Annotated in this window: 22 protein-coding genes; 5 read left to right on the top strand and 17 right to left on the bottom strand. The window is 72.5% G+C overall.

The genetic code is table 11. The annotated features are described in order from the left end of the window. The first annotated feature begins 94 nt into the window (after positions 1–94). Entirely contained in the window at positions 95–835 is a 741-nt protein-coding gene (locus AC0VYN_RS20895; RefSeq protein ID WP_475532189.1) for a DUF6081 family protein, read from the top strand. Here AC0VYN_RS20895 and AC0VYN_RS20890 read toward each other — a convergent pair. The 9 genes from AC0VYN_RS20890 to AC0VYN_RS20850 form a co-directional block, all read right to left on the bottom strand. Further along, positions 828–1,529 (bottom strand): SDR family NAD(P)-dependent oxidoreductase, encoded by a 702-nt coding sequence (locus AC0VYN_RS20890; protein WP_475532188.1) that lies wholly within the window; start codon positions 1,527–1,529, stop codon positions 828–830. The genes AC0VYN_RS20895 and AC0VYN_RS20890 overlap by 8 nt on opposite strands. Before the next feature lie 62 nt (positions 1,530–1,591). Further along, positions 1,592–2,230 (bottom strand): isochorismatase family protein, encoded by a 639-nt coding sequence (locus tag AC0VYN_RS20885; RefSeq protein ID WP_475532187.1) that lies wholly within the window; start codon positions 2,228–2,230, stop codon positions 1,592–1,594. Between the two features lie 28 nt (positions 2,231–2,258). Then, entirely contained in the window at positions 2,259–3,041 is a 783-nt protein-coding gene (locus AC0VYN_RS20880; RefSeq protein WP_385467016.1) for a 2,3-dihydro-2,3-dihydroxybenzoate dehydrogenase, read from the bottom strand. Beyond that, the gene (locus AC0VYN_RS20875) at positions 3,041–4,228 is read right to left on the bottom strand and encodes an FAD-dependent monooxygenase (protein ID WP_475532186.1); all 1,188 of its coding nucleotides are present in this window, start codon (positions 4,226–4,228) and stop codon (positions 3,041–3,043) included. The genes AC0VYN_RS20880 and AC0VYN_RS20875 overlap by 1 nt, the downstream gene beginning before the upstream one ends. Before the next feature lie 10 nt (positions 4,229–4,238). Further along, complete coding sequence (locus tag AC0VYN_RS20870) at positions 4,239–5,555, bottom strand: phenylacetate--CoA ligase family protein (RefSeq protein ID WP_475532185.1); 1,317 nt, start codon at positions 5,553–5,555, stop codon at positions 4,239–4,241. After that, positions 5,552–6,313, bottom strand: a complete 762-nt coding sequence (locus AC0VYN_RS20865) for an amidohydrolase family protein (RefSeq protein WP_475532184.1) — start codon at positions 6,311–6,313, stop codon at positions 5,552–5,554. The genes AC0VYN_RS20870 and AC0VYN_RS20865 overlap by 4 nt, the downstream gene beginning before the upstream one ends. Positions 6,314–6,336: 23 nt before the next feature. Next, on the bottom strand, positions 6,337–7,440 hold the full coding sequence (locus AC0VYN_RS20860) for a 3-dehydroquinate synthase II family protein (protein ID WP_385467032.1): 1,104 nt from the start codon (positions 7,438–7,440) through the stop codon (positions 6,337–6,339). A gap of 47 nt (positions 7,441–7,487) precedes the next feature. Further along, a complete protein-coding gene (locus AC0VYN_RS20855; protein ID WP_385467035.1) occupies positions 7,488–8,312 on the bottom strand; it encodes a 2-amino-3,7-dideoxy-D-threo-hept-6-ulosonate synthase in 825 nt (274 codons plus the stop codon). Positions 8,313–8,325: 13 nt separating this feature from the next. After that, the gene (locus AC0VYN_RS20850) at positions 8,326–9,606 is read right to left on the bottom strand and encodes an aspartate kinase (RefSeq protein WP_475532183.1); all 1,281 of its coding nucleotides are present in this window, start codon (positions 9,604–9,606) and stop codon (positions 8,326–8,328) included. 223 nt (positions 9,607–9,829) lie between these two features. On the opposite strand from AC0VYN_RS20850, the gene AC0VYN_RS20845 reads away from it, so the two are divergent. The 4 genes from AC0VYN_RS20845 (at position 9,830) to AC0VYN_RS20830 (ending at position 15,469) form a co-directional block, all read left to right on the top strand. Further along, positions 9,830–11,824 carry an anthranilate synthase family protein gene (locus AC0VYN_RS20845; RefSeq protein WP_475532182.1) on the top strand — a complete coding sequence of 665 codons (1,995 nt, stop codon included), beginning with the start codon at positions 9,830–9,832 and terminating at the stop codon, positions 11,822–11,824. A gap of 144 nt (positions 11,825–11,968) precedes the next feature. Next, positions 11,969–13,525, top strand: coding sequence for a vanadium-dependent haloperoxidase (locus AC0VYN_RS20840; RefSeq protein WP_475532181.1), 1,557 nt, complete (start codon positions 11,969–11,971; stop codon positions 13,523–13,525). 154 nt (positions 13,526–13,679) lie between these two features. Beyond that, the gene (locus AC0VYN_RS20835; protein ID WP_475532180.1) at positions 13,680–14,810 is read left to right on the top strand and encodes a sensor histidine kinase; all 1,131 of its coding nucleotides are present in this window, start codon (positions 13,680–13,682) and stop codon (positions 14,808–14,810) included. After that, positions 14,807–15,469, top strand: a complete 663-nt coding sequence (locus AC0VYN_RS20830; RefSeq protein ID WP_385467050.1) for a response regulator — start codon at positions 14,807–14,809, stop codon at positions 15,467–15,469. The genes AC0VYN_RS20835 and AC0VYN_RS20830 overlap by 4 nt, the downstream gene beginning before the upstream one ends. Positions 15,470–15,523: 54 nt before the next feature. Here AC0VYN_RS20830 and AC0VYN_RS20825 read toward each other — a convergent pair whose 3' ends face one another. The 8 genes from AC0VYN_RS20825 to AC0VYN_RS20790 form a co-directional block, all read right to left on the bottom strand. Further along, positions 15,524–16,414, bottom strand: a complete 891-nt coding sequence (locus AC0VYN_RS20825) for an aromatic prenyltransferase (RefSeq protein ID WP_475532179.1) — start codon at positions 16,412–16,414, stop codon at positions 15,524–15,526. A 91-nt stretch (positions 16,415–16,505) separates the two neighbouring features. Next, entirely contained in the window at positions 16,506–17,681 is a 1,176-nt protein-coding gene (locus tag AC0VYN_RS20820; protein WP_475532178.1) for a hydroxymethylglutaryl-CoA synthase, read from the bottom strand. 2 nt (positions 17,682–17,683) lie between these two features. Next, positions 17,684–18,748, bottom strand: coding sequence for a hydroxymethylglutaryl-CoA reductase (locus AC0VYN_RS20815; RefSeq protein WP_475532177.1), 1,065 nt, complete (start codon positions 18,746–18,748; stop codon positions 17,684–17,686). Continuing rightward, positions 18,745–19,836, bottom strand: a complete 1,092-nt coding sequence (gene fni / locus AC0VYN_RS20810) for a type 2 isopentenyl-diphosphate Delta-isomerase (protein WP_475532176.1) — start codon at positions 19,834–19,836, stop codon at positions 18,745–18,747. Before fni ends, AC0VYN_RS20815 begins: the two co-directional genes overlap by 4 nt. Beyond that, a complete protein-coding gene (locus tag AC0VYN_RS20805; protein WP_475532175.1) occupies positions 19,833–20,942 on the bottom strand; it encodes a phosphomevalonate kinase in 1,110 nt (369 codons plus the stop codon). The genes fni and AC0VYN_RS20805 overlap by 4 nt, the downstream gene beginning before the upstream one ends. Beyond that, on the bottom strand, positions 20,939–21,985 hold the full coding sequence (gene mvaD, locus AC0VYN_RS20800; RefSeq protein WP_475532174.1) for a diphosphomevalonate decarboxylase: 1,047 nt from the start codon (positions 21,983–21,985) through the stop codon (positions 20,939–20,941). Before mvaD ends, AC0VYN_RS20805 begins: the two co-directional genes overlap by 4 nt. Then, positions 21,975–23,060 (bottom strand): mevalonate kinase, encoded by a 1,086-nt coding sequence (gene mvk / locus AC0VYN_RS20795; protein ID WP_475532173.1) that lies wholly within the window; start codon positions 23,058–23,060, stop codon positions 21,975–21,977. Before mvk ends, mvaD begins: the two co-directional genes overlap by 11 nt. Further along, positions 23,060–24,148 carry a polyprenyl synthetase family protein gene (locus AC0VYN_RS20790; protein WP_475532172.1) on the bottom strand — a complete coding sequence of 363 codons (1,089 nt, stop codon included), beginning with the start codon at positions 24,146–24,148 and terminating at the stop codon, positions 23,060–23,062. The genes mvk and AC0VYN_RS20790 overlap by 1 nt, the downstream gene beginning before the upstream one ends. Positions 24,149–24,222: the final 74 nt, after the last annotated feature.

Below are 24,222 nucleotides of genomic sequence, written 5' to 3'. Positions count from 1 at the left end.
AACCCGGCCTGCCGTGGCGTGTTGGCGTGCCGGCCGGTCCGAACGGCGCGAACGGGTGATGTCCGGTGCCGGCGCCGGCGCGGAGGGTGGCCCCATGACGTCAGTACCGAAGACGGACACCTGGACGTACGACGACTTCACGAGCGGCGAACTCGACCCCGCCCGCTGGACCGTCATGTCGATCAGGGGCGCCGACGGCGAACGCCACTCCTACCGGGACCGCAACGCACGCGTGCGCACCGGGGACGGCCGGCTGGAGCTGGCCGTCCGGCCGTTCACCCGCTTCCACGACTCGGACCCGAGGCAGAACAACGCCAAGCAGATGTACCGGTCCGTGCGGCGCTTCGCCGTACCGGCCGCGGGACGGCTGGCCTTCGAGGTCGACATGGGGGTGCGGACCCACGGCCAGATCCCCCACGACCTGCTCGACGCCTTCGGCACGGTGAACCTGTTCGACCTGGAGACCGGTGTCGTGCTCAACACCGCCGCGACCAACGACACCGTGTACGCGGTCGTCGAGCGGCTGGTGCTCCCCGGTGTCAGCCGGCCCGAGGACCACTACATCCACCGCGTGGTCCTGGACGTGCCGACCGAACCGGGTCAGGAGCACCGCTACGTCCTCGCCTACCGTGCCGAGACCCGGCAGGCCGAGTGGTACGTCGACGGCCGGCTCCTGTACTGGGCGCGACTCCCTGTCCCGGTGAGCGGATTCACCGCGGGCATGGCCCTGTTCTCCGCCCGCGACCTCACCCGCTACCCCCGCGCGGAGCGGGAGCACGGGCAGGGCGCGACCGGCCGGTGGGGGCCCTGGCGGATCACGACGGGCGTCAGATGAGCACGTCCCCGCCGTCGATGCTGAGGTTGACACCGTTGACCGACCGGTTCCGCAGCAGGAACGTGATCGCGTCGGTGCAGTCCTCCATCGTCACCGGCCGCCCGGTCAGCGCACGCGCCTGCGCGGCCTCCCGGGCGGCCGGCTTGTCGCTCCAGAAGGGCGTGTCGGCGACGATGCTCGGGTGCAGGGCGTTGACCCGGATCGGCGCCAGCTCCGTCGCGAGCGTCCTGACCAGCGCGCTGATACCGCCGTTGGCGGTCGTCACGGTGGTCGAGCCGGGGTAGGGCCGGTGGCTGGCCAGACCGCCGAGCAGCACGGCCGCGCTGTCGTCGGGCATCCGCGGGGCCAGTGCGTGCAGCACCGCCGTGTAGCCGGTGAGCTTCACCGTCAGCAGCCGCGTCGCCTCGGCCGGACGGTAGTCGCGCACCGTGTTGAAGTCCCGGTCGAGGGCCGAGATCACCAGCCAGTCGGCGCGTTCGACGTCGGCCAGCGCCTCCGCGACCCGCTCCGGCTCGGCCAGGTCCAGCACCAGCCCGCGGGTCCGCCCACCGATCTCGTGGGCCACCCCCTTGGTCCGTTCCTCGGAGCGGCCGGTGACGACCACGTCGTGGCCCCGGTCGGCGCACGTCTGGGCGAAGTGCCGCCCGATTCCCGACGTTCCACCGATGACGACGACCTGGGTGCGATCGGACATGGAGGAGATTCCCTTCGTCTCACTTGCTCGGCTGGCTCTGTCTTCGGGGAGTACGGCGCCGGCTACGGCGTCAGCTCGCCCAGCACGTCGTCCGTGGTCAGCGGAACCGCGCAGCGGTCCGCGGCGTAGCGCAGCGCCATGAGGTGGTCGTCCAGCGTCAGGTCGGCCAGCGCGTCCGCGACCAGGAACGGCTGGATGTCGCGGCTGAACGCGTCGACGGCGGTGACGAGACAGCCCATGTGCGCGTAGACGCCGCAGACGACGAGCTGGTCCCGCCCCGCCTGCCGCAGCCGTTCCTCGAGGTCGCTGCGGTGGAACGCGCTGTAGCGCCACTTGGTGAGCACCGTGTCCCCCGGCTCGGGCGCGACCTCGTCGACGATGCCGCGGTCTGACTCCCCGGTGTCCATGCCCGGGCCCCAGAAGTCGGACAGGAGCCCGCGGTCCTCGCGGCTCATGCCCCCCGGCTGGGCCGTGTACATCACCGGTACCCCGGCCGCACGCGCCGCCGTGAGCAGCTTCGCCACGTTGGCGACCAGCTCGGCCAGCGGGGACTGCCCGGCCGCGAACGCCCGCAGGAAGTACCGCTGCATGTCGTGCACCAGTACGACGGCCCGGTCCGGATGCGGCCGCCAGGGCACCGCCGCGCTCGGCAGGTCGCCGGCGCCGGGCATGCGGTACGGCTGGATCTGGGTCATGGCCATGGTTAGCCTCCTGTGTCGTCCGCGGGCGTCATACGTGCAGGGCGGCGCCGCCGTCCACGTACAGGTCGTTCAGGGTCACGTGTCCGGCCCGGTCGGACACGAGGTAGGCGACCGCCTCGGCCACGTCCAGCGGCCGGGCCACCTTCCGCAGCGGGATGCCGACCCGGTAGGCGGCCGGCGAACCCTCGATCACCTGCTGCAGGCCGGCGTCGCCGAGCATCGCGTGCAGCATGGGGGTGTCGGTCGAACCGGGCGAGACGATGTTGCACCGGATGCCGTACTCGGCGAGTTCCAGTCCGAGACACCGGGTGAACTGCGCGGCCGCGGCCTTCGAGGCGGCGTACGCCGCCATCTCCGTGCGCGGCACTCCGGCGGCGTTGGAGGCCACGGTCACGATCGAGCCGCGACGACGGTCCGCCATCCGCCGGGAGACCGCCCGGGAGACGTGGAACACGCCGTCCGCGTTGACCGAGAACGTCTCGTGCCATTGCCGGTCCGACAGTTCGGCCACCCGGCCGGTGTGCAGGACGCCGGCCGCGTTGACGAGGATGCCGATGGGCCCCAGTTCGTCCTCGACGCGCCGCACGAGCGCGTCCACCGCCTCGCTGTCGCACACGTCGACGGGGTAGGCGCGGGCCGACCCGCCCTCGGCCCGGATCTTCTCGGCGGTTCCGGTGAGGGCCTCGGCGTTGCGGTCCACGGCGGCGACCCGCGCTCCCGCGCCCGCCAGGGTGGCCGCCACCGCGGCGCCGATGCCCTGCGCCGCACCGGTGACCAGTGCGACCGTCTGCTCGATCCCGGTCAGTTCCATCACGCACTCCTCATGGTCACGGCCTGCTCGGCGTCGTAGGCGAACAACCACTCGTGCCGGTCCAGCCCCGGGGACGTCCGCGCGGTGGTGTCCCGGTCGCGCTGCGCCGCACCGTCGGCCAGGTGGAAGGTCTTCGCGTTGTCGCGGGACTGGCGCTGGATCCGCGCGGTGCGGGGAAGGCGGATCCGTTCGTAGCGGCGCAGGGCGGCGCCGAGCCGGGCGGGGCCGGTGCCGGCCAGGCAGGCCGCCAGCACGACGGCGTCCTCGATCGCCTGGTTCGCGCCCTGCGCCTGGAACGGCAGCATCGGATGCGCGGCGTCACCGATCACGGTCACCCGGCCCGCGCCGAGCCGGTCGATGCCGTCGCGGTCGTGCAGTGCCCAGCGGCCGACCGTCCCGGCCGCCCCGATCAGCCGGGTGACGTCCTCGTGCCAGCCCGCGTACGCGGCCGCGAGTTCGGCCGCGTCACCCCGCGCCGACCAGGACTCCTCCCGCCAGTCCGACGCGGGGACGGTCGCCCCGAAGCTCACCTGCCGGCCGGACGACACCGGGTAGCACACACAGTGCTGGTCCGGCCCGAGCCACAGCCGTACCCCGGACGGGGAGAGCAGGTGCGGCACCCGCTCGGCGGGCACCAGACCGCGGTAGATGGTCTGCCCGGAGTACCGCGGCCGGTCGGCCACGATCTCCTCCCGTGCGACCGAGTGGATGCCGTCGGCGCCCACCACCAGATCCGCGGTGACCGTCGTGCCGTCGGACAGGTGCAGCCGTGCTTCGCCGTCGTCCTGGGTCACGGCCGTGCAGCGGGCACCGAAGTGCACCTGGCCGGGCGGGACGAGGGAGAGCAGGCCGGCGTGCAGGTCGGCGCGGTGCACCGTGTAGTAGGGCGCTCCGAAGCGGCGGTGGCACGCCTCGCCCAGCACGGTGCGCTGCAGCAGCGCACCGTCGTCCCAGCGGCGCATCTCGATCGCCGACGGCGCGACCGCCACGGTGCGCAGACGGTCCCGCAGTCCCAGCCGGTGCAGCAACCGGGTCGCGTTGGGAGCCAGTTGGACCCCGGCTCCGACCTCGGCGGGCCGGGCCGCCTGCTCGTAGACGTGACAGTCGATCCCGGCGCGGCGCAACGCGGTGGCGAAGGCGAGGCCGGCGATTCCCGCGCCGGCCACGACCACCCTCATACCGGACATGTCGTCCCTCTCAGTAGTAGAGGAGCGCTTTGCCCCAGTCCTCGTCGGGCCCGAAGAGGCTGCGCGGCTTGACCACGTCGGGCATGGCCGTCAGCGCGGCATGGGGGATCAGGGTGCCCGGCGGGAGTCCGGCGACCGTGCTGTCGACACCCAGCGCGGTCCGCACCGCGGACGCCAGTTCCGCCTCCGCGGCCGCCCGGTGCTCCTCGGGCACCTCGATCTCGATGCGCAGCGCCGTCGGTTCCGCCCGCGCCCGCCAGAACACCACCCGGTAGGCGTCCGGGAGCGAGAAGACGAGTTCCTCCAGCCGGTGCTGGGTGACGGTCGCGGCGCCGACCCGATACCCGAACGCGGCCCTGCCGAGCACCCGGACCGTGGGCAGGTTCCAGCCGCACGCGCAGTCGTCGTAGGCGACCGACACGTTGTCCTCGAGGTTGTAGCGCAGCAGGGGCATCGCCTCGCGGTACAGGGGCGTGACCACGAGCTGGCCCTCGCCCTCGGCCCGGACGGCGCCGGTCCGCGGGTCGTACACCTCGAACAGCGCCCGGTCGGCCCACAGGTGCATCCGTCCGTGCGGACACTCGCCGGCCAGGCTGCCGGTCTCGGTGGAGCCGTACTCCTCGATCACCGGCACCCCCCACAACCGGCTGATCCGGTCGCGGCGGGCGGTGGTGAGCGGCTCGCCGCCGACGAACAGCGCGCGCAGCGCCGGGAAGTCCGCGTCGGGCCGGTGCCCGGCCGCGGTGGCCGCGGCGGCCCAGATGAGGCATTCGGTCGGCACCGACCAGGTAAGGGTGACGCCCAGGTCGTGCATGACCCGCTCCACGCGGGCGTACGGCATGGCCAGCGAACGGTTGTCACCGGGCACGACGGTGGCCCCGTGCAGCCGTCCGGCGGCGTGCGCGAGATGCCCCGTCAGCAGCAGCGCGTACGGGGTGCGCACCAGGAAGACGTCCTCGGCGGAGATGCCGATCCACTTGCGGGCGAAGCGCTCGGCCAGGTCGACCCAGTCGTCGGCCGTGTAGTACGAGGGCGTGGGCCGGCCCGCGGTCCCGCTCGACTCGTGGTATGTGGCCAGCCGCTCCTTCGGGACGGCCAGCATCCCGAAGGGGTAGTTGTCCCGCAGGTCCTGCTTCGTGGTCAGCGGCAGGGAGGCGAGGTCGCCGACGGTCGCGGGCAGGTTCGCCGGGTTCAGCCGGTCGCGGTAGAACGGCGAGCGGGACGCCCAGCCGACGGTCTGCTGAAGCTGCTTCTCCTGCAGCAGCCGCAGGTCCTCCAGCCCGCTCCACTGGCCGAGCCGGGGCAGGCTCGAGCGTGTCCGGTTCACTGCTTTTCCTCTCCTAGCAGTCGGTGGGCGTTGTCCCAGGCGACCTGCCGCCACTGTCCGGGCGGCAGGCGCAGGGCCTGGAACTTGGCCAGCTCCACGGCGGGGTGCTGAAGCGGGTACTCGGAACCGAAGACGACCCGCCCCGCACCGAGGCGGTCCACGGCCGCCTCGGCCACGCAGGTGTAGCCGCCGGAGGTCTCCAGCGAGATGTTGGGCTCGTCCCGGATCAGGGTGAGGGCGTGGAAGTCGATGTTGCCGACGCCGCTGTGCCCGAGCACGAAGTCCACCCCCCGGAACCGGCGGGCGAGGGCGACGAGATCGGCCACGCCCGAGCCCGGGCGGTCCAGGCACACCACGTATACCGGGTGGCGGAACTCGGCTGCCACACGCACGAGTTCGGCGGCCCGGTCGTCGGCCAGGCCGACGCCGTGCACCGCGGGCGAGATCTCCAGGCCGCGGAACTCGGCGGCCCGGTCCCGGTACACCCCGGGCGGGCGGTGCGGGTTGGCGAAGAAGAACGGCACCAGCCGCCCGTCGCTCCCCGAACAGGCCGCGAGCACGGCGTCGTTGTCGGCGTCGGTCTCCACGTGGCCGCCCTCGACGAGCTGGCGGGAGAGGCGGTCGAGGTCGATGGTCCCGCCCGCGCACACCACCGCACGGTCCAGCCGGCAGTCGTCCATCGCCCTCAGGAGCCGCTCGCCCGCCCCCGGTACCGGGGCCAGCCGGACGTGGAAGTCCAGGACGGGGTGGGAGGTCATCGCGGCATGGTCCACGGCATCGTTCACTTCTCGATGCAGAACTCGTCGATGGGGTAGCCGACGTGCCGCTTCTCGACGGGCAGGCAGCCGAGCACCTTCGTCCCCGGCGCCAGCTCGGTGACGTTCAGCACGGTGCCGCCCGGACCGAGCACCCGCACGTGCCAGTCGTCCTGGACGATGAGGTTGACCTTCACACCCGAGGCCGACACCGCGTCGATGGCGAGCAGCGGACGGGTCTCGATCTTGACCCGGCCCACCGTCACGACCCGGGACTTCCCCTGCGAGTCGACGGCCAGGACGCGGCCGCCCGAGACGAGCTCGCTCAGGTAGTTCGTCCGTCCGCTCGCCGACAGCGTGTACGAGTGCAGGGCGCCGGCGTTGACCCGGAACGGCCGGGTCGGCATGTACGGGAGGGGATGGGTCTCACTGCAGCACAGGATCATGCCGGTGGAGTGCGAGCCGACGAGGATCCCCTCGTCGAGGCGGAAGTTGGTGCAGGTGTCGACACAGGCGCGCTCGCCCATGCCGACCCGCCGTATGCCGGTCACCTCCAGCTCCTCCAGCGGCACGTCCGCCGCTTTGCTGGCCGCGGCCGTCTTCAGCTCCGTGGCCTCGCCGGGGACGCGGGGGGCGAGCATCACGCCGTCGGAGCCGTGCTCGAGGACACCGAAGACGATCTCGGCCTCCTCGACATCGGCGACCTGGGTGATCGTGCTGCCCTGCGCGCCGGCCGCGGCGGCCAGCACGATCTCCAGCGGGATCTTGGTGGGGTCGCGGAAGTACAGCAGACTCCACTTGTCCAGGCGCGCCGCACGGCAGGCGTCCTCCAGGCTGTCGGCGTCCTTGATCTCCACGTACCGGCCGAACTCCACATCGGGGTACCGCTGCGCCAGCTCGGCGGGTTCCCCGTGACGGGCAGGGTCGACGATGACGAGGTCGGCGGACCCCAGTTTCTCCGGCAGCTGCTGGTGCTGCGGGAACAGCACCTTCTTCACCGTCGGGGGAAGCGGCTCCAGGTCGGCCGGGTCGGCCGCCACGATCGCGTCCACCCGCTGGTGAACGGCTTCCTCGACGATGGCCTCCTTGGCTCCGTCGACGCCGCGGATGTCCAGCCAGCACAGCTTCACGAGTATCTCCTCAGCACAGGGGGTGGGTCTCGGGACGATCGGAGGGGTCAGGACATGAGGGCCAGGCGGTCGGACACGCCGTCCCGGCCGGAGGCCTCGGGGGCCGTGTGCACCAGCCGGGCGACGGCGGCCGCCATCCAGCCGGGCCGGTCGGCCTGGAAGACGTTGCGTCCCATGGCGACTCCGGCCGCACCGCCGCGCAGCGCGTCGGACACCTGGGTCAGCACGGTGTCGGTCTCCGCCGAGCGGGCGCCGCCGGCCACGATGAGCGGGATGGGACAGGCCCGCACCACATCGGCCAACTGCTCGGGCGTACCCACGTAGTCGGTCTTGACGACGTCCGCGCCGAGGTCGGCGGCCAGGGTCGCGGCGTGCGCCACCAGTTCCGGCGCCCGCGAATCGCTGATCCGCGGTCCGCGGGCGTACACCATGGCGAGCAGCGGAACGTTCCAGCGGTCGCACTCGTCCGCGACGGCCGCGAGATCGGCGACCTGCCGCTCCTCCTGCCGTGACCCCAGGTTGACGTGGACGCTGACCGCGTCGGCGCCCATCCGCAGCGCCTCCTCGACGTGGGCGACCAGGTACTTCGCGTCCGGGTCCGGGGCCATCCGGGTGCTCGCGTTGAGGTGCAGGATCAGCGCCATGTCGCGGAACCGGCCGGGGTCGACGTGGCGGAGACTGCCCTTGTGCAGGACCACGGCGTCGACGCCGGTGCCGGTCAGCTCGCCCAGCAGGGAGTCGAGGTCCCCGGGGCGCAGCGGTCCGTCGGTGACGGAGTGGTCGAGGGGCACGACGAGCAGGCGCCCGTCGCCGTGCCGGAACAGCCGTCGCAGACGGAGACTTCGAGCGAACGAAGCGTTGTGTACTGCCACTGTGTCCTGCCTCTCAAACGATGGCGGAAGGTGCGGTCGCGGACGCGACGTCGCGCGGCTCCTGCCGGTCGAGGTGGAACTCGCGGTGCAGGGCCTCGACGGCGTCGGCGGTGCGCTCGCGCGGCACGATCACGGACAACCGCATCTGGGAGGTGGAGATCCAGCTCGTCGGGATCCCCGCGGCAGCGAGTGCCGCCATGAGCCTGGCCGTGTACTCCGGGCGGCTGAGCAGACCCATCCCGACGACCGAGACCTTGCCGACGTTCTCGTCGAAGTGCACGCCGCCGCCGAAGGCGGACGTCACCTGGTGCAGGGGGCCCCGGACGGAGTCCGCCTGGCTGCGCCGGATGGTGAATCCCATGCGGAACTCGCTCTCATGGGCACCGGACCTGGCCACCAGGTCCACCACCATCCCCTGTGCGGCCAGCACCTCGAGCACGTCGGGCGCCAGGTCCCGGCGGCTGTCGCGGCAGTGCACGAGCACGCGGGCCACGTCGGTGTCGTGCGTCACCGCCACGACCGCCCGCCGGGTCTCCAGCGGCCGGTCCTCCGGCGGTTCGGCGACGACGGTTCCGGGTGCCTGCGAGGACACGTTGCGCACGTGCACTTCGACCCCTTCCATTGCGGCCAGTTCGATGCAGCGGGTGTGCAGCACCTTGGCGCCGGCGAACGCCATCTCCGCCATGACGCCGGGGTGGACCCACGGCAGGCACCGCGCCGCGGGAAGGATCCGGGGGTCGGCGCTGAACACGCCGTCCACGTCCGTGTAGATCTCGCAGGCCCTGGCGCGAAGTCGCGCGGCCAGCGCCACCGCGGTGGTGTCGGAGCCGCCACGCCCGAGCGTGGCGACGTCCCCCGCGCGGTCGACGCCCTGGAAACCGGTGACCACGGCCACCTGGCCGGCGTCCCAGGCAGCCCGCACCCGCCCGGCCCCGATGCGTGAGATGAGCGCTTCGCCGTGCCGGTCGGTGGTCTCGATCCCGGCCTGCTGACCGGTCAGCGAGATGGCGGGCACCCCCAGCCTGTTCAGGGAGAGGGCCATGAGCGCCGCCGACTCCTGTTCGCCCACGGCCAGCAACTGGTCCGTCTCGCGGGACGGGGACGTGGCACCGATGTCCGCCGCCAGCCGCAGCAGGTCGTCGGTCCTTCCGCCACGTGCGGAGACGACCACGGCCACCGAGGCGCCGCGCCGCCGCGCCGCCGCGACCCGGAGGGCGGCGTGCCGAACGCGGGCGAGCGTCTGCAAAGAGGTACCGCCATATTTCTGGACCAGCACATCCACAGTCTTTTTCACCGCTCTCGTCGAATCGGCATGGCACGACAGTAGGTGCGCCGTACGGCCCCGCCCACTACCCGCCCGAGTAGTGCCGACCCCTTCAGATGTTCACGCCATACGGGTACGCCACAAGGACATCCCGTTGGCTGAAACGCGGGATGGCGGCTTCACGTCATGTGCGGCGTCTTTCTCCTCCGCAATATCGCAAGGGGTCAGCCGATCTCACGTGAAGGGGAGCACTATGCATGGGACGGATTCGAGCACGGCCGGCCCCCCGGAAGCCCTGGCCGCCCTCGGCCGGGACGGGGGCGCCTTCGCCCTGCTGTACCGGCCCGGCGCGGTGGAGGGCGCGCACGTGGAGGTCCTGACCGGCGAGGTCTGCGAGGTGCCCGGTCTCTCGGAGCTGCCGTTGCCGGACGGATTGGCGGGCGGGGCGCGGCACGACCTGCTCGTGGCGGTCCCGTACCGGCAGATCACCGAACGCGGCTTCGCCTGCCGCGACGACCACGCGCCCCTGCTCGCCCTGCGCGTACGGGAACAGCACCGGGTCGGCCGTGAACAGGCCCTGACCGGCCTGCCCGACCTGGAGGTGAAGTCGTCCGGCGCCGGCTTCGACATCGGCGACGAGGAGTACGCGGCGATCGTCGAGCGGGTGCTGCGCGACGAGATCGGGCAGGGCGCCGGTTCCAACTTCGTCATCCGGCGGTCCTTCGTCGCGCGGCTGGACGACTACTCGGTGCGCACGGCGCTGGCCGTCTTCCGGCGGCTGCTCACCGGCGAGCTGGGGTCGTACTGGACGTTCCTGTTCCACACCGGGGCGGGCACGTTCGTCGGCGCGTCGCCGGAACGGCACGTCAGCATGGCCGGCGGAACCGTCTCCATGAACCCGATCAGTGGTACCTACCGGCACCCGCCGGCCGGCCCGGACATCACCGGAATCCTCGAGTTCCTCGAGGACCGGAAAGAGGCCGATGAGCTCTACATGGTGGTCGACGAAGAACTGAAAATGATGGCTCGAATGTGCACATTCGGCGGCCGGGTGCACGGGCCGTTCCTCAAGGAAATGGCGCGGCTCACGCATTCCGAGTACGTGCTGACCGGACACAGCGAACTCGACGTGCGCGACGTGCTGCGCGAGACCCTGCTCGCCCCGACCGTCACCGGCAGTCCCCTGGAGAACGCCTTCCGGGTCATCGCCCGGCACGAGACGGCGGGCCGCGGATACTACGGCGGTGTCCTCGCCCTGATCGGCCGGGACGACGGGGGCAGCCGCACCCTGGACTCGACGATCATGATCCGCACGGCCGAGATCGACGACGGCGGCCGGCTGCGACTGGGCGTCGGCGCCACCCTCGTCCGTGAGTCCGCCCCGGCCTCCGAGGTGGCCGAGACCCGGGCCAAGGCCGCCGGAGTGCTCCAGGCGCTCGGCCTCGCGCCGGACGGCGACGGCACCGGGACCGCCGCGTCGCCCCCGTCACCGGCCGGCCCGTCGCCGGCCGACGATCCCCGGGTACGCCGGGCCCTCGGGTCCCGCAACGCCACGCTCTCGCGCTTCTGGCTCGACGGAGCCCGGCACAGCCCGCCCGATCCGGAGCTGACCGGGCGCGAGGTGCTCATCGTCGACAACGAGGACACCTTCACGGGGATGCTCGGCCACCAACTGCGCGCCCTCGGCCTGCGGACCACGCTCACCCGCTTCGACCGCCCGCTGCCGGCCGAGGAGTTCGACCTCGTCGTCGTCGGTCCCGGCCCCGGCGACCCCCGCGACGCCACCGACCCGCGCATCGGCTCGCTCCGCGCGCTCACCCGCGAGCTGCTCACCGGCAGCGTCCCGTTCCTGTCCATCTGCCTGGGCCACCAGATCCTCGCCCGCGAACTGGGCCTGGACATCGTCCGGCGCCCGGTGCCCAACCAGGGCGTGCAGAAGAGGGTGAACCTGTTCGGCCGCGACGAACTCGTGGGCTTCTACAACACGTACGCGGCACGCTCCGCGCACGACACGATCCCCGGCACGGGGCAGCGCGAGCCCGTGGAGGTGAGCCGTCAGCCCGGGACCGGGGAAGTGCACGCGCTGCGCGGCGCGGGCTTCCGCTCCGTGCAGTTCCACCTCGAATCCGTGCTCACTCAGCACGGACCACGGATCCTCGGCGAACTGCTGACCTCCCTGCTGGCGGAGACGAGCGGTGCCGCGGTGCCCGCTCCCGCCGGCGTGCGCGTGGGAGCGCACGGCACCTGACCAACCCGGGCAGGAGGGCGCCCCGGAGCCGGCGCCGCACCTCCTGTCCTCCCGTTCCCGCACGACAGTGCGTCCCCCTTCCGGCCGCCACCGGCAGGCCGTTCCGGCCTCCGTGCTGCCACGACCAGACAAAGGAATCACTTCATGACGACCCCCAGACGCTCTCCGCTCGCATCAGTCGCGCCGCGGCGCAGGTCGCTGCTGCTCGGCGGCGCCTCGACCGTGACCCTGGCCACCATGGGGCTCGGCGGCAGGGCCGCCGCCGGCACGCCCTCCGGCTCCGCCGCGCCGGCGCCCGTGGACTTCGACTTCGACACCGGCAACTTCATCTGGGACCTGATCTACAGGTTCAGTCCGCTGGAGAGCGCCATCGCCCCCATGGACGCGACCGTGCTGCACCGGTTCGTCCACCTGTCCACGACCGCCTGGTTCGACGCGGTGGCGCCCTACCACCCGACCGCGGTGGGCGTGCACTCCCGGCTCGGCCGCCGCCCCTCCGGCGAGGCCGCCACCAACAGGAACAAGAACATCGCCGGCATGTACGCCTCGTACCGAGTGGTGCAGGGCGTCGAGCCGGGGCGGGAGACGGCGTTCCGCGACCTGATGATCGCGGTCGGCCTCGACCCCGACGACACGTCGGAGAACCGGACCAGCCCGGTCGGCATAGGCAACCTGGCCGGCAAGGCCGTCGTCGCGGCCGCCGAGCGGGACGGCATGAACCAGCTCGGCGACGTGGGCCGCCGGTACAACGGCCAGCCCTATGCGGACTACACCGGCTACCGGCCCGTGAACACGGCCTACGAGCTGGAGAACCCCTCGCGCTGGCAGCCGAACAGGGGACCGCACAGCCGCCGTCTGGGCGGGGGATCGGGCGACAAGGGCATCTTCGTCGTCCAGCACTTCGTCACCCCGCAGATGGCGCTGACCAAGCCGCACTCCTTCCGCGACCCGAGCCGGTTCAAGCTGGCCCCTCCCCGGCACAGCGACCACACCCGGGCGCGTGACTACAAACGCTCGGTGGACGAGGTCCTGGAGGCGTCGGCCGGCCTCACCGACGAGCAGAAGGCGGCGGTCGAGTTCTTCGACGACAAGCTCCTGGGCATCGGCCGATCGGTGGGCGCCGCGGGCCGGGCGCACGCCGACCGGATGGACCTGGACCGTTGGGTCCACCTGTTCTTCACGAACACCGTGGCCCTGTTCGACACCCTGATCGCCTGCTGGTACCAGAAGGCCAAGTACGACTCCGTCCGGCCCTTCAGCGCGATCCGCCACGTGTACGGCAGGAGTCCGGTCACCGCCTGGGGCGGACCCGGCCGCGGCACGGTCACGGACATCCCCGCCAACGAGTGGACCAGCTACCTGAACGTGGGCGACCACCCCGAGTACCCGTCCGGTTCCACCACGCTCTGCGCCGCCCAGGCACAGGCGGTACGGCGCTTCTTCGACGACGACGTCCTGGACCTCGGCTTCACCATGGCCGCCGGCAGGACGCGCGTGGAGCCGGGGATCACACCCGCCCGCGACGTCGACCTGCACTACTCCACCTGGACCGACTTCGTCCGGGAGTGCGCCGTGAGCAGGGTGCGGGGCGGGGTGCACTTCAAGAAGACGGTCGAGGAGTCCATCCCGTTCGGCACCCAGTTCGGCGACCTGGGCTACGAGTTCGCGCAGCGGCACATCAAGGGCGACGTCGCCTCCTGAGGCGGGGCCGCGTAGGGCCGGCCCGGGACACACCCGTCCCGGGCCGGCCCGCGCGGGGGACCGCCCGGCCCGAAAGGGGTACCGCGGACGCGGTAGTCGGCCGTTCCTTCACAGGGAGGACTCGCCGACGGCACGGTCCGGCTATGGTGCGCCTATGAGCACAGGACTGTCCCGTGTCTGGGCCCAGGTCGGGGACTACGTGATCGCGATCGGCCTGGCGGCGGTGCTGCTGGTCACCGCGCTGTCCGGGGACCACGCGGCCACCGACCTCGCGCCTGTCGGGTACGCACTGGTGGTGACGAGCGGTCTGACCCTGGTCGTCCGCCGCCGGGCGCCGGTCGTCGCCCTGGTCGTCACCGGCCTGTGCGTGGTGGGATACAACGCGGTCGGCTTCGAAGTCCCCGCGGTGGCCTTCCTGTTCGCGGTCTACACCGCCGTACGGTCCGGGCGTGGCCCGCTGACCGTGCTGGTGTGCGTGGTGATGCTGCTCGGCCTCCCCTTCGCGGTCATGGCGTCTCCCGGCGAGGGCCCCGCCGCCGACGCGTTCGCGCAGGCCCGTGGGGTTCTGGAGCTGGCATGGCTGATCGCCGCCGGAGCCGCGGGCGAGGCGCTGCGGCAGGCCGAGCAGCGGGCCGACGAGGCCGAACGCACCCGCGAGGAGACCGCGCGGCTGCGCGCCACCGAGGAACGGCTGCACATCGCGCGTGAGCTGCACGACTCGCTGACCCACCAGATCTCGATCGTCAAGGTGCAGGCGGAGGTCGCCGTCCACCTGGCACGCAAGCGGGGCGAGGAGGTCCCCGAGTCGCTGCTCGCGATCCAGGGGGCCGGCCGCGAGGCCACCCGCGAGCTGCGCGCGACCCTGGACACCCTGCGGGACGAGACCAAGTCCCCGTCGTACGGCCTCGACCGCGTCCCCGAACTGGTGCAGCGCGCCCACGGGATAGGCTTGAAGACCACGCTCACCATCGAGGGGCAGCGCCAGGACGTGCCGGACGCCGTCGACCGGACCGCCTACCGGATCGTGCAGGAGTCGCTCACCAACGTCGCCCGCCACGCCGCGGCCGCCACCGCCTCCATCCGCATCGACTACCGCCCCGACGCACTCGCCATCCGCGTCGACGACGACGGCAGGGCGAAGCCCGGCTCCACCCCGGTGGCCGGTGTCGGCCTGCTGGGCATGCGCGAGCGCGTCGCCGCCCTGGGCGGCCGCCTGCTGGCGGAGCCGCGCAGCGAGGGTGGTTTCACTGTCCAAGCCGAGATCCCGGTGGCCCGCATCTCATGATCCGTGTACTTCTTCTGGACGACCAGCCCCTCCTGCGCAGCGGTTTCCGCGCGCTGCTCGACGCCGAGGACGACATCGAGGTGGTGGCCGAGGCCGCCGACGGCAAGGAGGGCCTCGCCCTCGCCAGGAAGCATCTGCCCGACATCGCGCTCGTCGACGTCCAGATGCCGGTCATGGACGGCATCGAGACGACCCGGCAGATCGCCGCGGACCCGTCCCTGTCCGGCGTGCGGGTGGTCATCCTGACCAACTACGGCGTCGACGAGTACGTGTTCAACGCGCTGCGCGCCGGCGCCGCGGGGTTCCTCGTCAAGGACATCGAGCCCGAGGACCTGCTGCACTCCGTGCGCGTCGCCGCACGCGGCGACGCACTGCTCGCGCCGACGATCACCAGGATGCTGATCGGCCGGTACATCGCCCAGCCGCCCAGTCTGGAGGTAGGGCCCGGGCTGGCGGAACTCACCAACCGGGAACGCGAGGCCGTCGCGCTGGCCGCGCAGGGCCTGTCCAACGACGAGATCGCCGACCGCATGGTGATCAGCCCGCTCACCGCGAAGACCCACATCAACCGGGCGATGATAAAGCTCCAGGCACGCGACCGCGCCCAGCTCGTGGTGTTCGCCTACGAGGCCGGCCTGGTCGTCCCCCGAGGGCGCTGACAGCCCGACGGACCCGGAGGCGGATGCCCCGGGTCCGTCCGCACCGTGGGGCGGCTAGATGAAGTCCATCACCCCGGGCTTCCACTTGTAGTGGGACTCGAGCTTGTAGTACTCCCCTTCGGGCGCGAGAGCGACGCCGTAGACGAACTTCCGGTCCGCGCCGCTGTGCGGAACACTGCTCACGAACTTCTCGATCTCCGGGGCGATGCGTACCGGCAGGCTCTGCAGGTCCGTGGTGGTCACGGCATAGCAGATCCGCTCGATTCGCGCGGAGTCCCAGCTCAGCGTCACGTACAGTCCGAAGGCCGACTTGCCGAGTTCGAGCATCTGCTCGCTCGGCTCGACGAACCCGGATTCGCGGAGCATCGCGCGGATCGTCCCCGGTTCGAAGCACTCCGCGGGCACGTCGTTGAAGTACACGTTCACGGTGCGGTGCGGGTAGTCGATGCCGACGACTCCGACCCGGTCGTCCAGGCCGTGACGGGTGAGGAAGTCCCGGTTCGCGGCCAGGCCGCGCGGCATGGACGGGATGCCGATGAGTGCCTGCACGTCCTGCAGGGCGTCCGGGGTGAGGAACGAGTAGATCTTCTTGAAGCCGCCCACGACTCCGAAGTCGATCCCGTGACTGTCGACGGGCAGCCGCTCCTGCAGGGCGGAGTGCAGCGCGCCGACGGGGTGGTCGGTCCTCGGCGTCAGGCCGTTCGACAGGGCGAGGGCGTAGGGATCGCGCTGCGTGGGATGGGTCGTGAAGCGGCAGTCGAGTTCGCCGATGTGGCGTTTGCCGGTCGCGACCCGGAAGGCGACGACGGTGGCGTCGTGCTCGAACGTCTCCGCGTACGCGGACAGGACGGGCGCGACCGCGTCGCGCGAGCAGGCTACGCCCAGCAGCCGGGCGGAGTCCTCGACGACCGCTCGCAGTTCTGCCGCCCCGGCGGTTTCGGACATGTCTCCTCCAGTTGCCCCCCGGCGGGGGAGAGCTGATTGCGGCACGCGTACGCCCGTCGGCGTACGCGTTCGGCTCCTCGTGGCAGCGGCCCTAGCGGGGTTCGTAGACGCGTTTGTGACCGGAGAGCGCGGCCAGCCGGTAGGGCCCGGCCGTCTCCGTCGGCACCGGGTGGTCGCCGCCGTCGACCGGGAAGGAGTACTCGTGCAGCTCCCGGTACTTGGCGTAGTCGACGGGCCGGCGCCGGCTGATCGCGTCGCGGTGCGATGCCGTCCGCAGCCGCGCCCGGTAGCCGGGCACGACGGTGCCGCCGAAGAACTCGGCCACGCTTCCGGACCCGTAGCTGAGGAACCCGATGCTCTGCCCGGTCAGGTCGTCGGCCTGGTCGAGCAGGGCGGCCAGCCCCAGGTACGTCGACGCGGTGTAGCTGTTGCCGATGTCGGCGTTGTAGGCCGTGGTGAGTCCGATGGCGCGGGCGATGCGCTCCTCGTCGACCTCGTACCCGCAGTTCTCCAGCAGGTGCCGGTGCGCCTTGTACGCCATCCTCGTGAACGGCTGGTGGTAGCAGAAGGCCCTGAACTCGTCGAGCGCGCGGCCGCCCTGCTCGGCGTAGTCCTTCCACGCCCCCGCCACCGCCTGGAGGTACGCGAAGACCGACTCCTGCCCGTCGACCAGCGCGGTGGCCCGGTAGTTGGGCCGCCAGAAGTCCATGACGTCGGCGGTGAACAGACCGGACGGCTCCTCGATGCGCAGCAGTGCGGGATCGGCGCCGACGAGCATGGCCACCGCGGCAGCGCCCTGGGTGGCCTCGCCCGGGCTGTCCAGGTCGTACTTGGAGACGTCGGAGGCGATCACCAGGACCTGCTGGGAGGGGTCACGGTGGACGAGGCCCAGGGCGAACTGAAGGGCCGCCGTCCCGCCGTAGCAGGCCTGTTTGAGCTCGACCACCCGGGTGGCCGAGGGCATCCCCAGCAGTGAGTGGACGTGGATGCCGGCCGCCTTGGCCTGGTCGACGGCGGACTCGGTCGCGAGGACGACCGTCCGGATCCGGTCGGCCCCGTGCCGTTCGACTACGGGCGCGGCAGCGGCGGCGGCCATCGTCACGATGTCCTCGTCGGCGGCCGGCACGCTCATGCCCCGCTGGCCGATGCCCGCGTGGTACTTGCCGACGTCCGTGCCGTTGTGGGCGGCCAGGGTGGCGTGCGTCAGGACGAACCGGGTCGTCGCGAAGGAGAGGTCGTCGAGTCCGACGGCGAGGTCCGCGGGCATCGTCAGCCTCCGACCTTGGTGGTGGCGCTCTCGCGTCGCTCCAACTTGACGTGCGCACGCATCAGTTCGCCCGGGTTCGTCTGCGCCGCCAGCAAGGAGAGCTCGCCGCACAGCACCGTGGCGGCCGTGATCACCGCGAGCCGGCGCGCGTTCTCGCCGGGTTCGCGCTCCTCCCGGCAGCCGAGACGGGTCAGGTTCTCCTCGACGAAGTCGAGCCCCTTTCCGTTGCCGACCGTGCCCACGATCAGGTTCGGCAGCGTGCAGGAGAAGTACAGGTCGCCGTCCCGGTCCTCGGCCACGGTCACGCCCTGCGAGCCCTCGACGATGTTGGCCGCGTCCTGGCCGGTCGCCAGGTACATCCCGAGCAGCATGTTGGCGTAGTGCGCGTTGGCGGAGCGGATGCCGCCGGCGAGCAGCGTGCCGATCATGTTCTTGCGCAGGTTCAGCCGGGCTATGTCGGCGGCCGTCGTGTGCAGCACGTCGCGGACGATGTCGCGCGGCACCAGCAGCTCGGTGACCACGTTCTTGCCCCGGCCCAGGATGCCGTTGACCGCGGTCGCCTTCTTGTCGGTGCAGTAGTTGCCCGAGATCGAGCCGTACGAGATCCCCGGAATGGACTTCAGCAGGTGCGCCAGCAGGGCGTCGGCGGCCAGTGTCGCCATGTTGTGGCCGGAGGCGTCGCCGGTCGTGAACTCGAACCGCAGGAAGAGCAGGTTGGCCGCGATCTCGTGCCGGAACCCGATCAGTTCGGTGAACCGTCCGCAGCCGCGCACGATGTCGCGCAGTTCGTCGAACCGTGCGTCGACCTCCAGCGCCGCCAGGTGCGCGGTCTGCGCGTCCTCGGCGGTGACGAGCACCGAGCGCGTCATCCGCTCGTCGACGAGCGTGGCGACGATGCCCCGCTCGACCAGCATGGAGACCTTCGCGCCCCGGCCGACTGAGGGCCACAGGGGCGACTCGTACGTGGCGAGGGGGACCTTTGTCTCGGTCGTCGCCACGTTCCCGGAGATCCTCAGCGGCCCTACCCATTTCATCGGTACACCGGCGATCGCCTGGGTGTCGTTCATCGAATGCCTCCCACCGTCTCGTGAGTGATGTCGTAGGTGCTGGAGCGTGTGGCCGGCCGGCCGGTGTCGATCCCCCGGTCGGCGCAGAAGGCGCGCAGGTCGCCGTGGAGCAGCACGTCGCACCGGGTCAGTTCGGAAGGGGTCCGCGCGCCGAGCGCGGTCATCAGGGCCGCGAGATGGTCGAGCCAGGTGGTGATCCGGGCGACCAGCGCGGACACACCTCCGTCGAGAACGGTCCGGAGGAAGCCCCCGGACACCCCGGCGGCGGACGCGCCGAGCGCCAGTGCGCGCGCCACGTCGAGCGGGTGACGCACTCCGCCGGAGGCCAGCAGCGGGATCCCGGCACCCTGGGCGTCCAGCAGACAGGCGGGAGCGGACTGCCCCCAGCCCGCCAGGTAGCCGTAGTCGGCGTCCCGGCGCCGGTCGTTCTCGATCCGAGCGAAGTCGGTGCCGCCGCGGCCGGCCACATCGGCCACGCTCACGCCCAACTCCCGCAGCAGGTCGATGGTTTGGCGGCTCAGCCCGAAGCCGACCTCCTTCACGATCACCGGGACGTCCACCGCGCCCACGATCTGCTCGATCCGCGGTGCCCAGCCGGAGAACGACCGGTCGCCCTCCGGCATCACCGTCTCCTGGACGACGTTGAGGTGGATCTGCAGGGCGTCCGCCCGCAGCAGACCGACGGCCCGCCGCGCCTGCTCCGCCGAGGCGTTCGCGTTGATGTTCGCCATGACGAACCCGTCGGGGTTCTCGCGGCGCATCACGCCGAAGGTGTCGGCCACGGACGCGTCGGCGAAGTACGCGCTCATGGAACCGGTGGCGATGGGGACACCGGTCTCGCGGGCGGCGATCGCCAGGTCCCGGTTGATGGCACCGGTCCGCTCGCTGCCGCCGGTCATCGCGTTGATGTAGAGCGGAGCCCGCCACTCGATGCCGCCGAACCGGGTGGTCAGCGAGACGTCGGACCGGTCGATGCCGGCCAGGGCGTGGTGGACGAACGACACCTCGTCGAACTGGTTGTGTCCGCCCGGCCGGCGTTGCTGCTCGGCGGCGTACCGCACATGGTCGTCCTTGCGCTCGGCGATCACTCCGTGCTCTCCTTCGTCGACGTGATGGCGATCGGTACGGGGAGCAGCCCCGCGGCGGTCCACTTCTCCCGCAGCAGCGGGATCTCCGCCCCGGCCGTGGCGTCCAGCAGCGCGATGCCGCAGTCGCCGCCACCGGCGCCGGAGGGTTTCGCCGCGCCTCCCACGGCCTCGGCGGCGTCGCACAGCGCCGTCAGCCCGGTGGTGAAGATGCCGAGGCCGATCTCGTCGTCCAGACCGGCCAGCAGCCGCCGGGCGTCACGGACCTGCCGCAGCAACGCGTGGTCGTCTCCCTGTTCGAGGGCGCGGACCGCGGTGCCCACGCAGCCGTCGCTGCGGGCCAGGAAACGCCGCTGCGACGTGCTGCCCCGCCATCCGCGCCGGCCGAGGCGCCCGGTCAGTGAGGCGGTACGGACCGGCCGGCCGGTCCAGGCCACCTCCAGGGCCAGTCCCCGGGGCGGTGGCAGCGGCCGTACCGCGAAACCGGGCCACGGCGCCCGGAGCGTCTCCTCGACGCCCCGGCGCCGCGCCAGGTCGAGCACGGCGGAACGGTCGGGCGCGCGGTACTCGATCCAGCCGCCCCAGACTCCGGCGGCGAGGTCGCCGCCGGAGGCACCGGCCTCGAGCCGCGCCGTCGCCAGCATCGCGAGCCGGAACCGCGTACCGGGTGACAGGCCCAGGCCGCAGTACGCGGCCACGGCGTCCACGGTGGCGACCGTGACCGCGCCGCTCGACCCGAGGCCGAGCTTGGTCCCGTCGTGGTGCAGGCGACTGCCGATCGAGACGCGGACGCGGGGCAGGCCCGCCCCTCGTTCGGCCAGCAGTGCGCCGACCACGTCGATCGCCGACAGCACATGGGCGAGTCCGCCGGGTGCCGGCGTCCCGTCCTCCGCGGCGAGCCCTCCGGCCTGCCGCCGCAGTCGCGCCTCGGCGGGCCGGAGGTCGGACGCGATCACCACGTCGGCACCCTCGGCCGCCGACACGGTCACGGTCACGTGCCGGTCGACCGCGACCAGGATCGCCGGGTGGCCCGGCTCCATGACCGCGTACTCGCCGGCGACGAACAGCTTGCCCGGCGCCCGGCGGCTCACCGCCGGCCCCACGGTCACCGCCCGGCCCCCGCCCGCAGGCGGGCACCCGGCCCGCGCCGGGCCGTGACCACCGAGCACCCCGGCGCGGCGGCGAGCAGCGCCTCGCCCACCCGGGCGGTGTCGGCGGGGTGGCAGAGCACCTTGACGTTCGGTCCGGCGTCCATGGTCGCGTAGGCCGGCGTCCCCTCCCGCCGCAGTCGCAGGACGCCGTCGAGGACGGCCAGCGTGGCCGGCGACAGGTAGCGCACCGCGGGCCGGGCGGCCAGCATGGTCGCGTGCATGCCGAGGGCGTTGCGCTCGGCGATCTCTCCCACCGCGTCGAGATCGCCCCGCGCCAGGGCCGCCCGCATGCCGGCCAGGTCGTCCTTGCCCGACGTCGCCCAGGCCTCGTACAGGGGCGACGTCTCGACGGTGTGCCGCATGGCCGCACGGCTCGACACGGCCTTGGGGCCCGAGTCGACCAGCGCGATCACCAACGCGGGGTCGAAGTCCGAGGGCACCGGCTCGGCGTGGGCGCTGAGGTCCGCCGCCGCGCCGGCGCCCCGGCCCGCGTGGCACAGTGCGAAGCCGCCGAAGATCGACCGGGAGGCCGAGGCGGACCCGCGCCGGGCGAGCCGGGACAGCGCGGTGTCGTCGAGGTCGAGGCCGTACGCGGCGGTGGCGGCGACGGCCAGGGCCGCGAACCCGCTCGCCGACGAGGCCAGCCCCGCCCCGGTGGGCACGGCGTTGCGGGTGTCGACGACGGCCGGCGCGTCCCGCCCGGCCAACTCCCGCACCAGGTCCAGGAAGGCGATGACACGCCGCCGGGGCTCGTCCGCCGCGGGCGCGCCGTCGAGTGTGACGACGTCGCCGCGCGCCCCGGGAGCGAGCCGGACTGTGGTGGTGGTCGGGAAGACGTCCAGCGTCATCGACAGGCTGTCGACCCGGGGGATGACGAGTCGCTCGTCGCGTTTGCCCCAGTACTTGATCAGCGCGATGTTCGGATGGGCGACGGCGGTCGGGGCGCGGTCCGGCAGTCCGTGCCGCGGCCCGGCCGTCTCCCGCACGTGGTCAGCCGGCATGACGGGCGAACCTCCCCACCGGTACGACCCAGGTGCGGACGGCACCCGTGTCCCGCAGGCTCCGTACGACGTCCTCGGCGTGGGCCGGATCTCCGGCCAGCGCGATCATGCAGCCCCCCAGCCCACCGCCACTGATCTTGGCGCCCAGCCCGCCCGCCGCGAGCGCGGCGCCGACCAGCGCGTCGATCCGGTCCGTGCTGAGCCCCACCTCGTGGAGCAGCCCGTGGTTCTCGGTCATCCGCGCGCCCAGCTCGCCGGGGCGGCCGTCGGCGAGGGCGGCCGCGGCGGCGTCGGTCAGGTCCGAGACCCGCCCGACGAACTTCGTCCGGGTGCCCGCGTCGCGCTCGAATCTGTGTCGCAAGAGCTCCACCGCTTCCCTGGTACTGCCGCTGACACCGCTGTCCGCGATGACGAAGAGTCCGTCGAAACCGCCGATGTGGCCGCCGGCCGGCTCGTGCGGGCGCACGGGACCGCCGCCCGCCAGTGCGACGGGCAGTTCCCGGACGGTGCCGGAGCGGAAGAGCACCAGCGAGTCCGCTCCGGTGGCGACCGCGTCGATGCCGCTCGCTCTGCCGTGCGCCACGTTCTCCGACGCCTGTACGAGATCGAAGACCGTTCCGGCGTCGAGCCCGCGCCCGAAGAGGTCCGCGAGGGCCAGCACGGCCGCCCGGGCGCACGCGGCGCTGGAGCCGAGCCCGCGGCCCTGCGGGATCGCGCAGTCGACGAGCACCTCGACGCGCAGGCGCCCGGCCAGGCCGGTCCGCCGCTTGAACTCCGCGACCAGACGCCGCAGGCCCTCAGTGGGCGGTGCCACCGGTTCGGATCCCGGTCCCGTCACCGTGAACGAGACCTCGTCCTCGCCCTCCCGCGCCCGGTGGTGGCCCGTCGCGCCGGCCGTGACCGCCAGCTGCGGAACGGGCAGGGCCAGCGCCGGCGCCCCGTACACCACGGCGTGCTCGCCGAGCAGGATGGCCTTGCCGTGGGCGCGTCCCACTCCGGTCCGCTCTCCCGGCACACCCGGGTCGTGCGCCGGGACGCCCCGGCCGGTGAAGGTGCCCGGATCGGTCGCCGCCATCAGCGGGACCTCTGCGTCGCCTTGACCGCCATCTCGGCGAGCCGGCCCTTCGCCGGCTCCGTGGCCCCGCTCGCGTCCAGCACGGCGAGCGCCCGGTCGGTGCGCAGCGAGATCTGCCGCTCGACGTGGGCCACCGCGCCGACGTCGACGAGGAGGCGCCGCACCGTGCCGAGTTCGTCGTCGGACAGCTCGGTGCCGATCACGGACCGGAGGAACAGCGCCGCGTCCGGATCCTGTTCGTCCGCGCGCCTGAGCGCCGTCGCGAGCAGCACCGTCCGCTTGGCCTCGCGGAGGTCGTCGCCCGACGGCTTGCCCGTCACCCCCGGGTCGCCGAACACGCCCAGCAGGTCGTCCCGCAGCTGGAACGCGACCCCGATGTCGGCGCCGAACGCGCGGTAGGCCGCCACCAGTTCCGGACGCGCGTCGGCGATCGCGGCACCGAACTGCAGCGGGCGTTCCACCGTGTACGAGGCCGTCTTGTACTGATCGACGCGGAGCGCGGACCCGACGTCCTCGGCGCAGCTCGCCTGGTTGACCAGGTCGAGCAGCTGACCGTAGAGGACCTCCGAGCGCACCGCGGACCACACCGGCCCGATCCGGGTCTGCGCGTCCACCGGCAGCCCGGACGCGCGGATCACGGCGTCGGCCCAGGTCTGGGCGAGGTCCCCGACCAGCAGGGCGGTGCCGGTGCCGAACGCTTCCGGATCGCCGGAGAAGCGCCGCGTCCGATGGTGTCCGGCGAAGGCGACATGGGCGGCGGGACGGCCGCGGCGGGTGCGGGACGCGTCGATGATGTCGTCGTGGATCAGGGCCGCGGCGTGCAGCAGTTCCAGTCCGGCGCAGGCCCTCACCACCGCCGCCGCGTCCGGGCCGTCCGGGTCGCCGCCGGCGCCGATCCAGCCCAGCCAGGCGAAGACCGGCCGCACGCGCTTGCCGCCGTTCAGCACGAAGCTCTCCAGCTCGGCGACCATCGCCACGACGTCCCGTCCGAGCGCCTCGGACTCGGCCCGGCGCTCGGCCAGGAACTCACCGAGCGCGGCGTCGACGGCGAACGCGTCCGTGACTGCCTCGAGATGGCTCACGGTCATGCGCTCAACTCCCGATCGAGGCGGCGATCAAGCTCACAGGCATGCATCTGCTACTCCCAGGAATTCGCTGAGAT

It is taken from the genome of Streptomyces sp. 63XJN7_1_ISO-PGPR-S23-121 (assembly GCF_056173025.1).
This window is presented reverse-complemented; position numbering and strand designations above follow the sequence as displayed.

Excerpts from the sequence above, each read along its gene's own strand:
- AC0VYN_RS20895 (WP_475532189.1), top strand. The coding sequence starts at position 95 with ATGACGTCAGTACCGAAGACGGACACCTGGACGTACGACGACTTCACG.
- AC0VYN_RS20890 (WP_475532188.1), bottom strand. The coding sequence starts at position 1,529 with ATGTCCGATCGCACCCAGGTCGTCGTCATCGGTGGAACGTCGGGAATC.
- AC0VYN_RS20885 (WP_475532187.1), bottom strand. The coding sequence starts at position 2,230 with ATGGCCATGACCCAGATCCAGCCGTACCGCATGCCCGGCGCCGGCGAC.
- AC0VYN_RS20880 (WP_385467016.1), bottom strand. The coding sequence starts at position 3,041 with ATGGAACTGACCGGGATCGAGCAGACGGTCGCACTGGTCACCGGTGCG.
- AC0VYN_RS20875 (WP_475532186.1), bottom strand. The coding sequence starts at position 4,228 with ATGTCCGGTATGAGGGTGGTCGTGGCCGGCGCGGGAATCGCCGGCCTC.
- AC0VYN_RS20865 (WP_475532184.1), bottom strand. The coding sequence starts at position 6,313 with ATGACCTCCCACCCCGTCCTGGACTTCCACGTCCGGCTGGCCCCGGTA.
- AC0VYN_RS20845 (WP_475532182.1), top strand. The coding sequence starts at position 9,830 with ATGCATGGGACGGATTCGAGCACGGCCGGCCCCCCGGAAGCCCTGGCC.
- AC0VYN_RS20840 (WP_475532181.1), top strand. The coding sequence starts at position 11,969 with ATGACGACCCCCAGACGCTCTCCGCTCGCATCAGTCGCGCCGCGGCGC.
- AC0VYN_RS20835 (WP_475532180.1), top strand. The coding sequence starts at position 13,680 with ATGAGCACAGGACTGTCCCGTGTCTGGGCCCAGGTCGGGGACTACGTG.
- AC0VYN_RS20830 (WP_385467050.1), top strand. The coding sequence starts at position 14,807 with ATGATCCGTGTACTTCTTCTGGACGACCAGCCCCTCCTGCGCAGCGGT.
- AC0VYN_RS20825 (WP_475532179.1), bottom strand. The coding sequence starts at position 16,414 with ATGTCCGAAACCGCCGGGGCGGCAGAACTGCGAGCGGTCGTCGAGGAC.
- AC0VYN_RS20820 (WP_475532178.1), bottom strand. The coding sequence starts at position 17,681 with ATGCCCGCGGACCTCGCCGTCGGACTCGACGACCTCTCCTTCGCGACG.
- AC0VYN_RS20815 (WP_475532177.1), bottom strand. The coding sequence starts at position 18,748 with ATGAACGACACCCAGGCGATCGCCGGTGTACCGATGAAATGGGTAGGG.
- mvaD (WP_475532174.1), bottom strand. The coding sequence starts at position 21,985 with ATGCCGGCTGACCACGTGCGGGAGACGGCCGGGCCGCGGCACGGACTG.
- mvk (WP_475532173.1), bottom strand. The coding sequence starts at position 23,060 with ATGGCGGCGACCGATCCGGGCACCTTCACCGGCCGGGGCGTCCCGGCG.
- AC0VYN_RS20790 (WP_475532172.1), bottom strand. The coding sequence starts at position 24,148 with ATGACCGTGAGCCATCTCGAGGCAGTCACGGACGCGTTCGCCGTCGAC.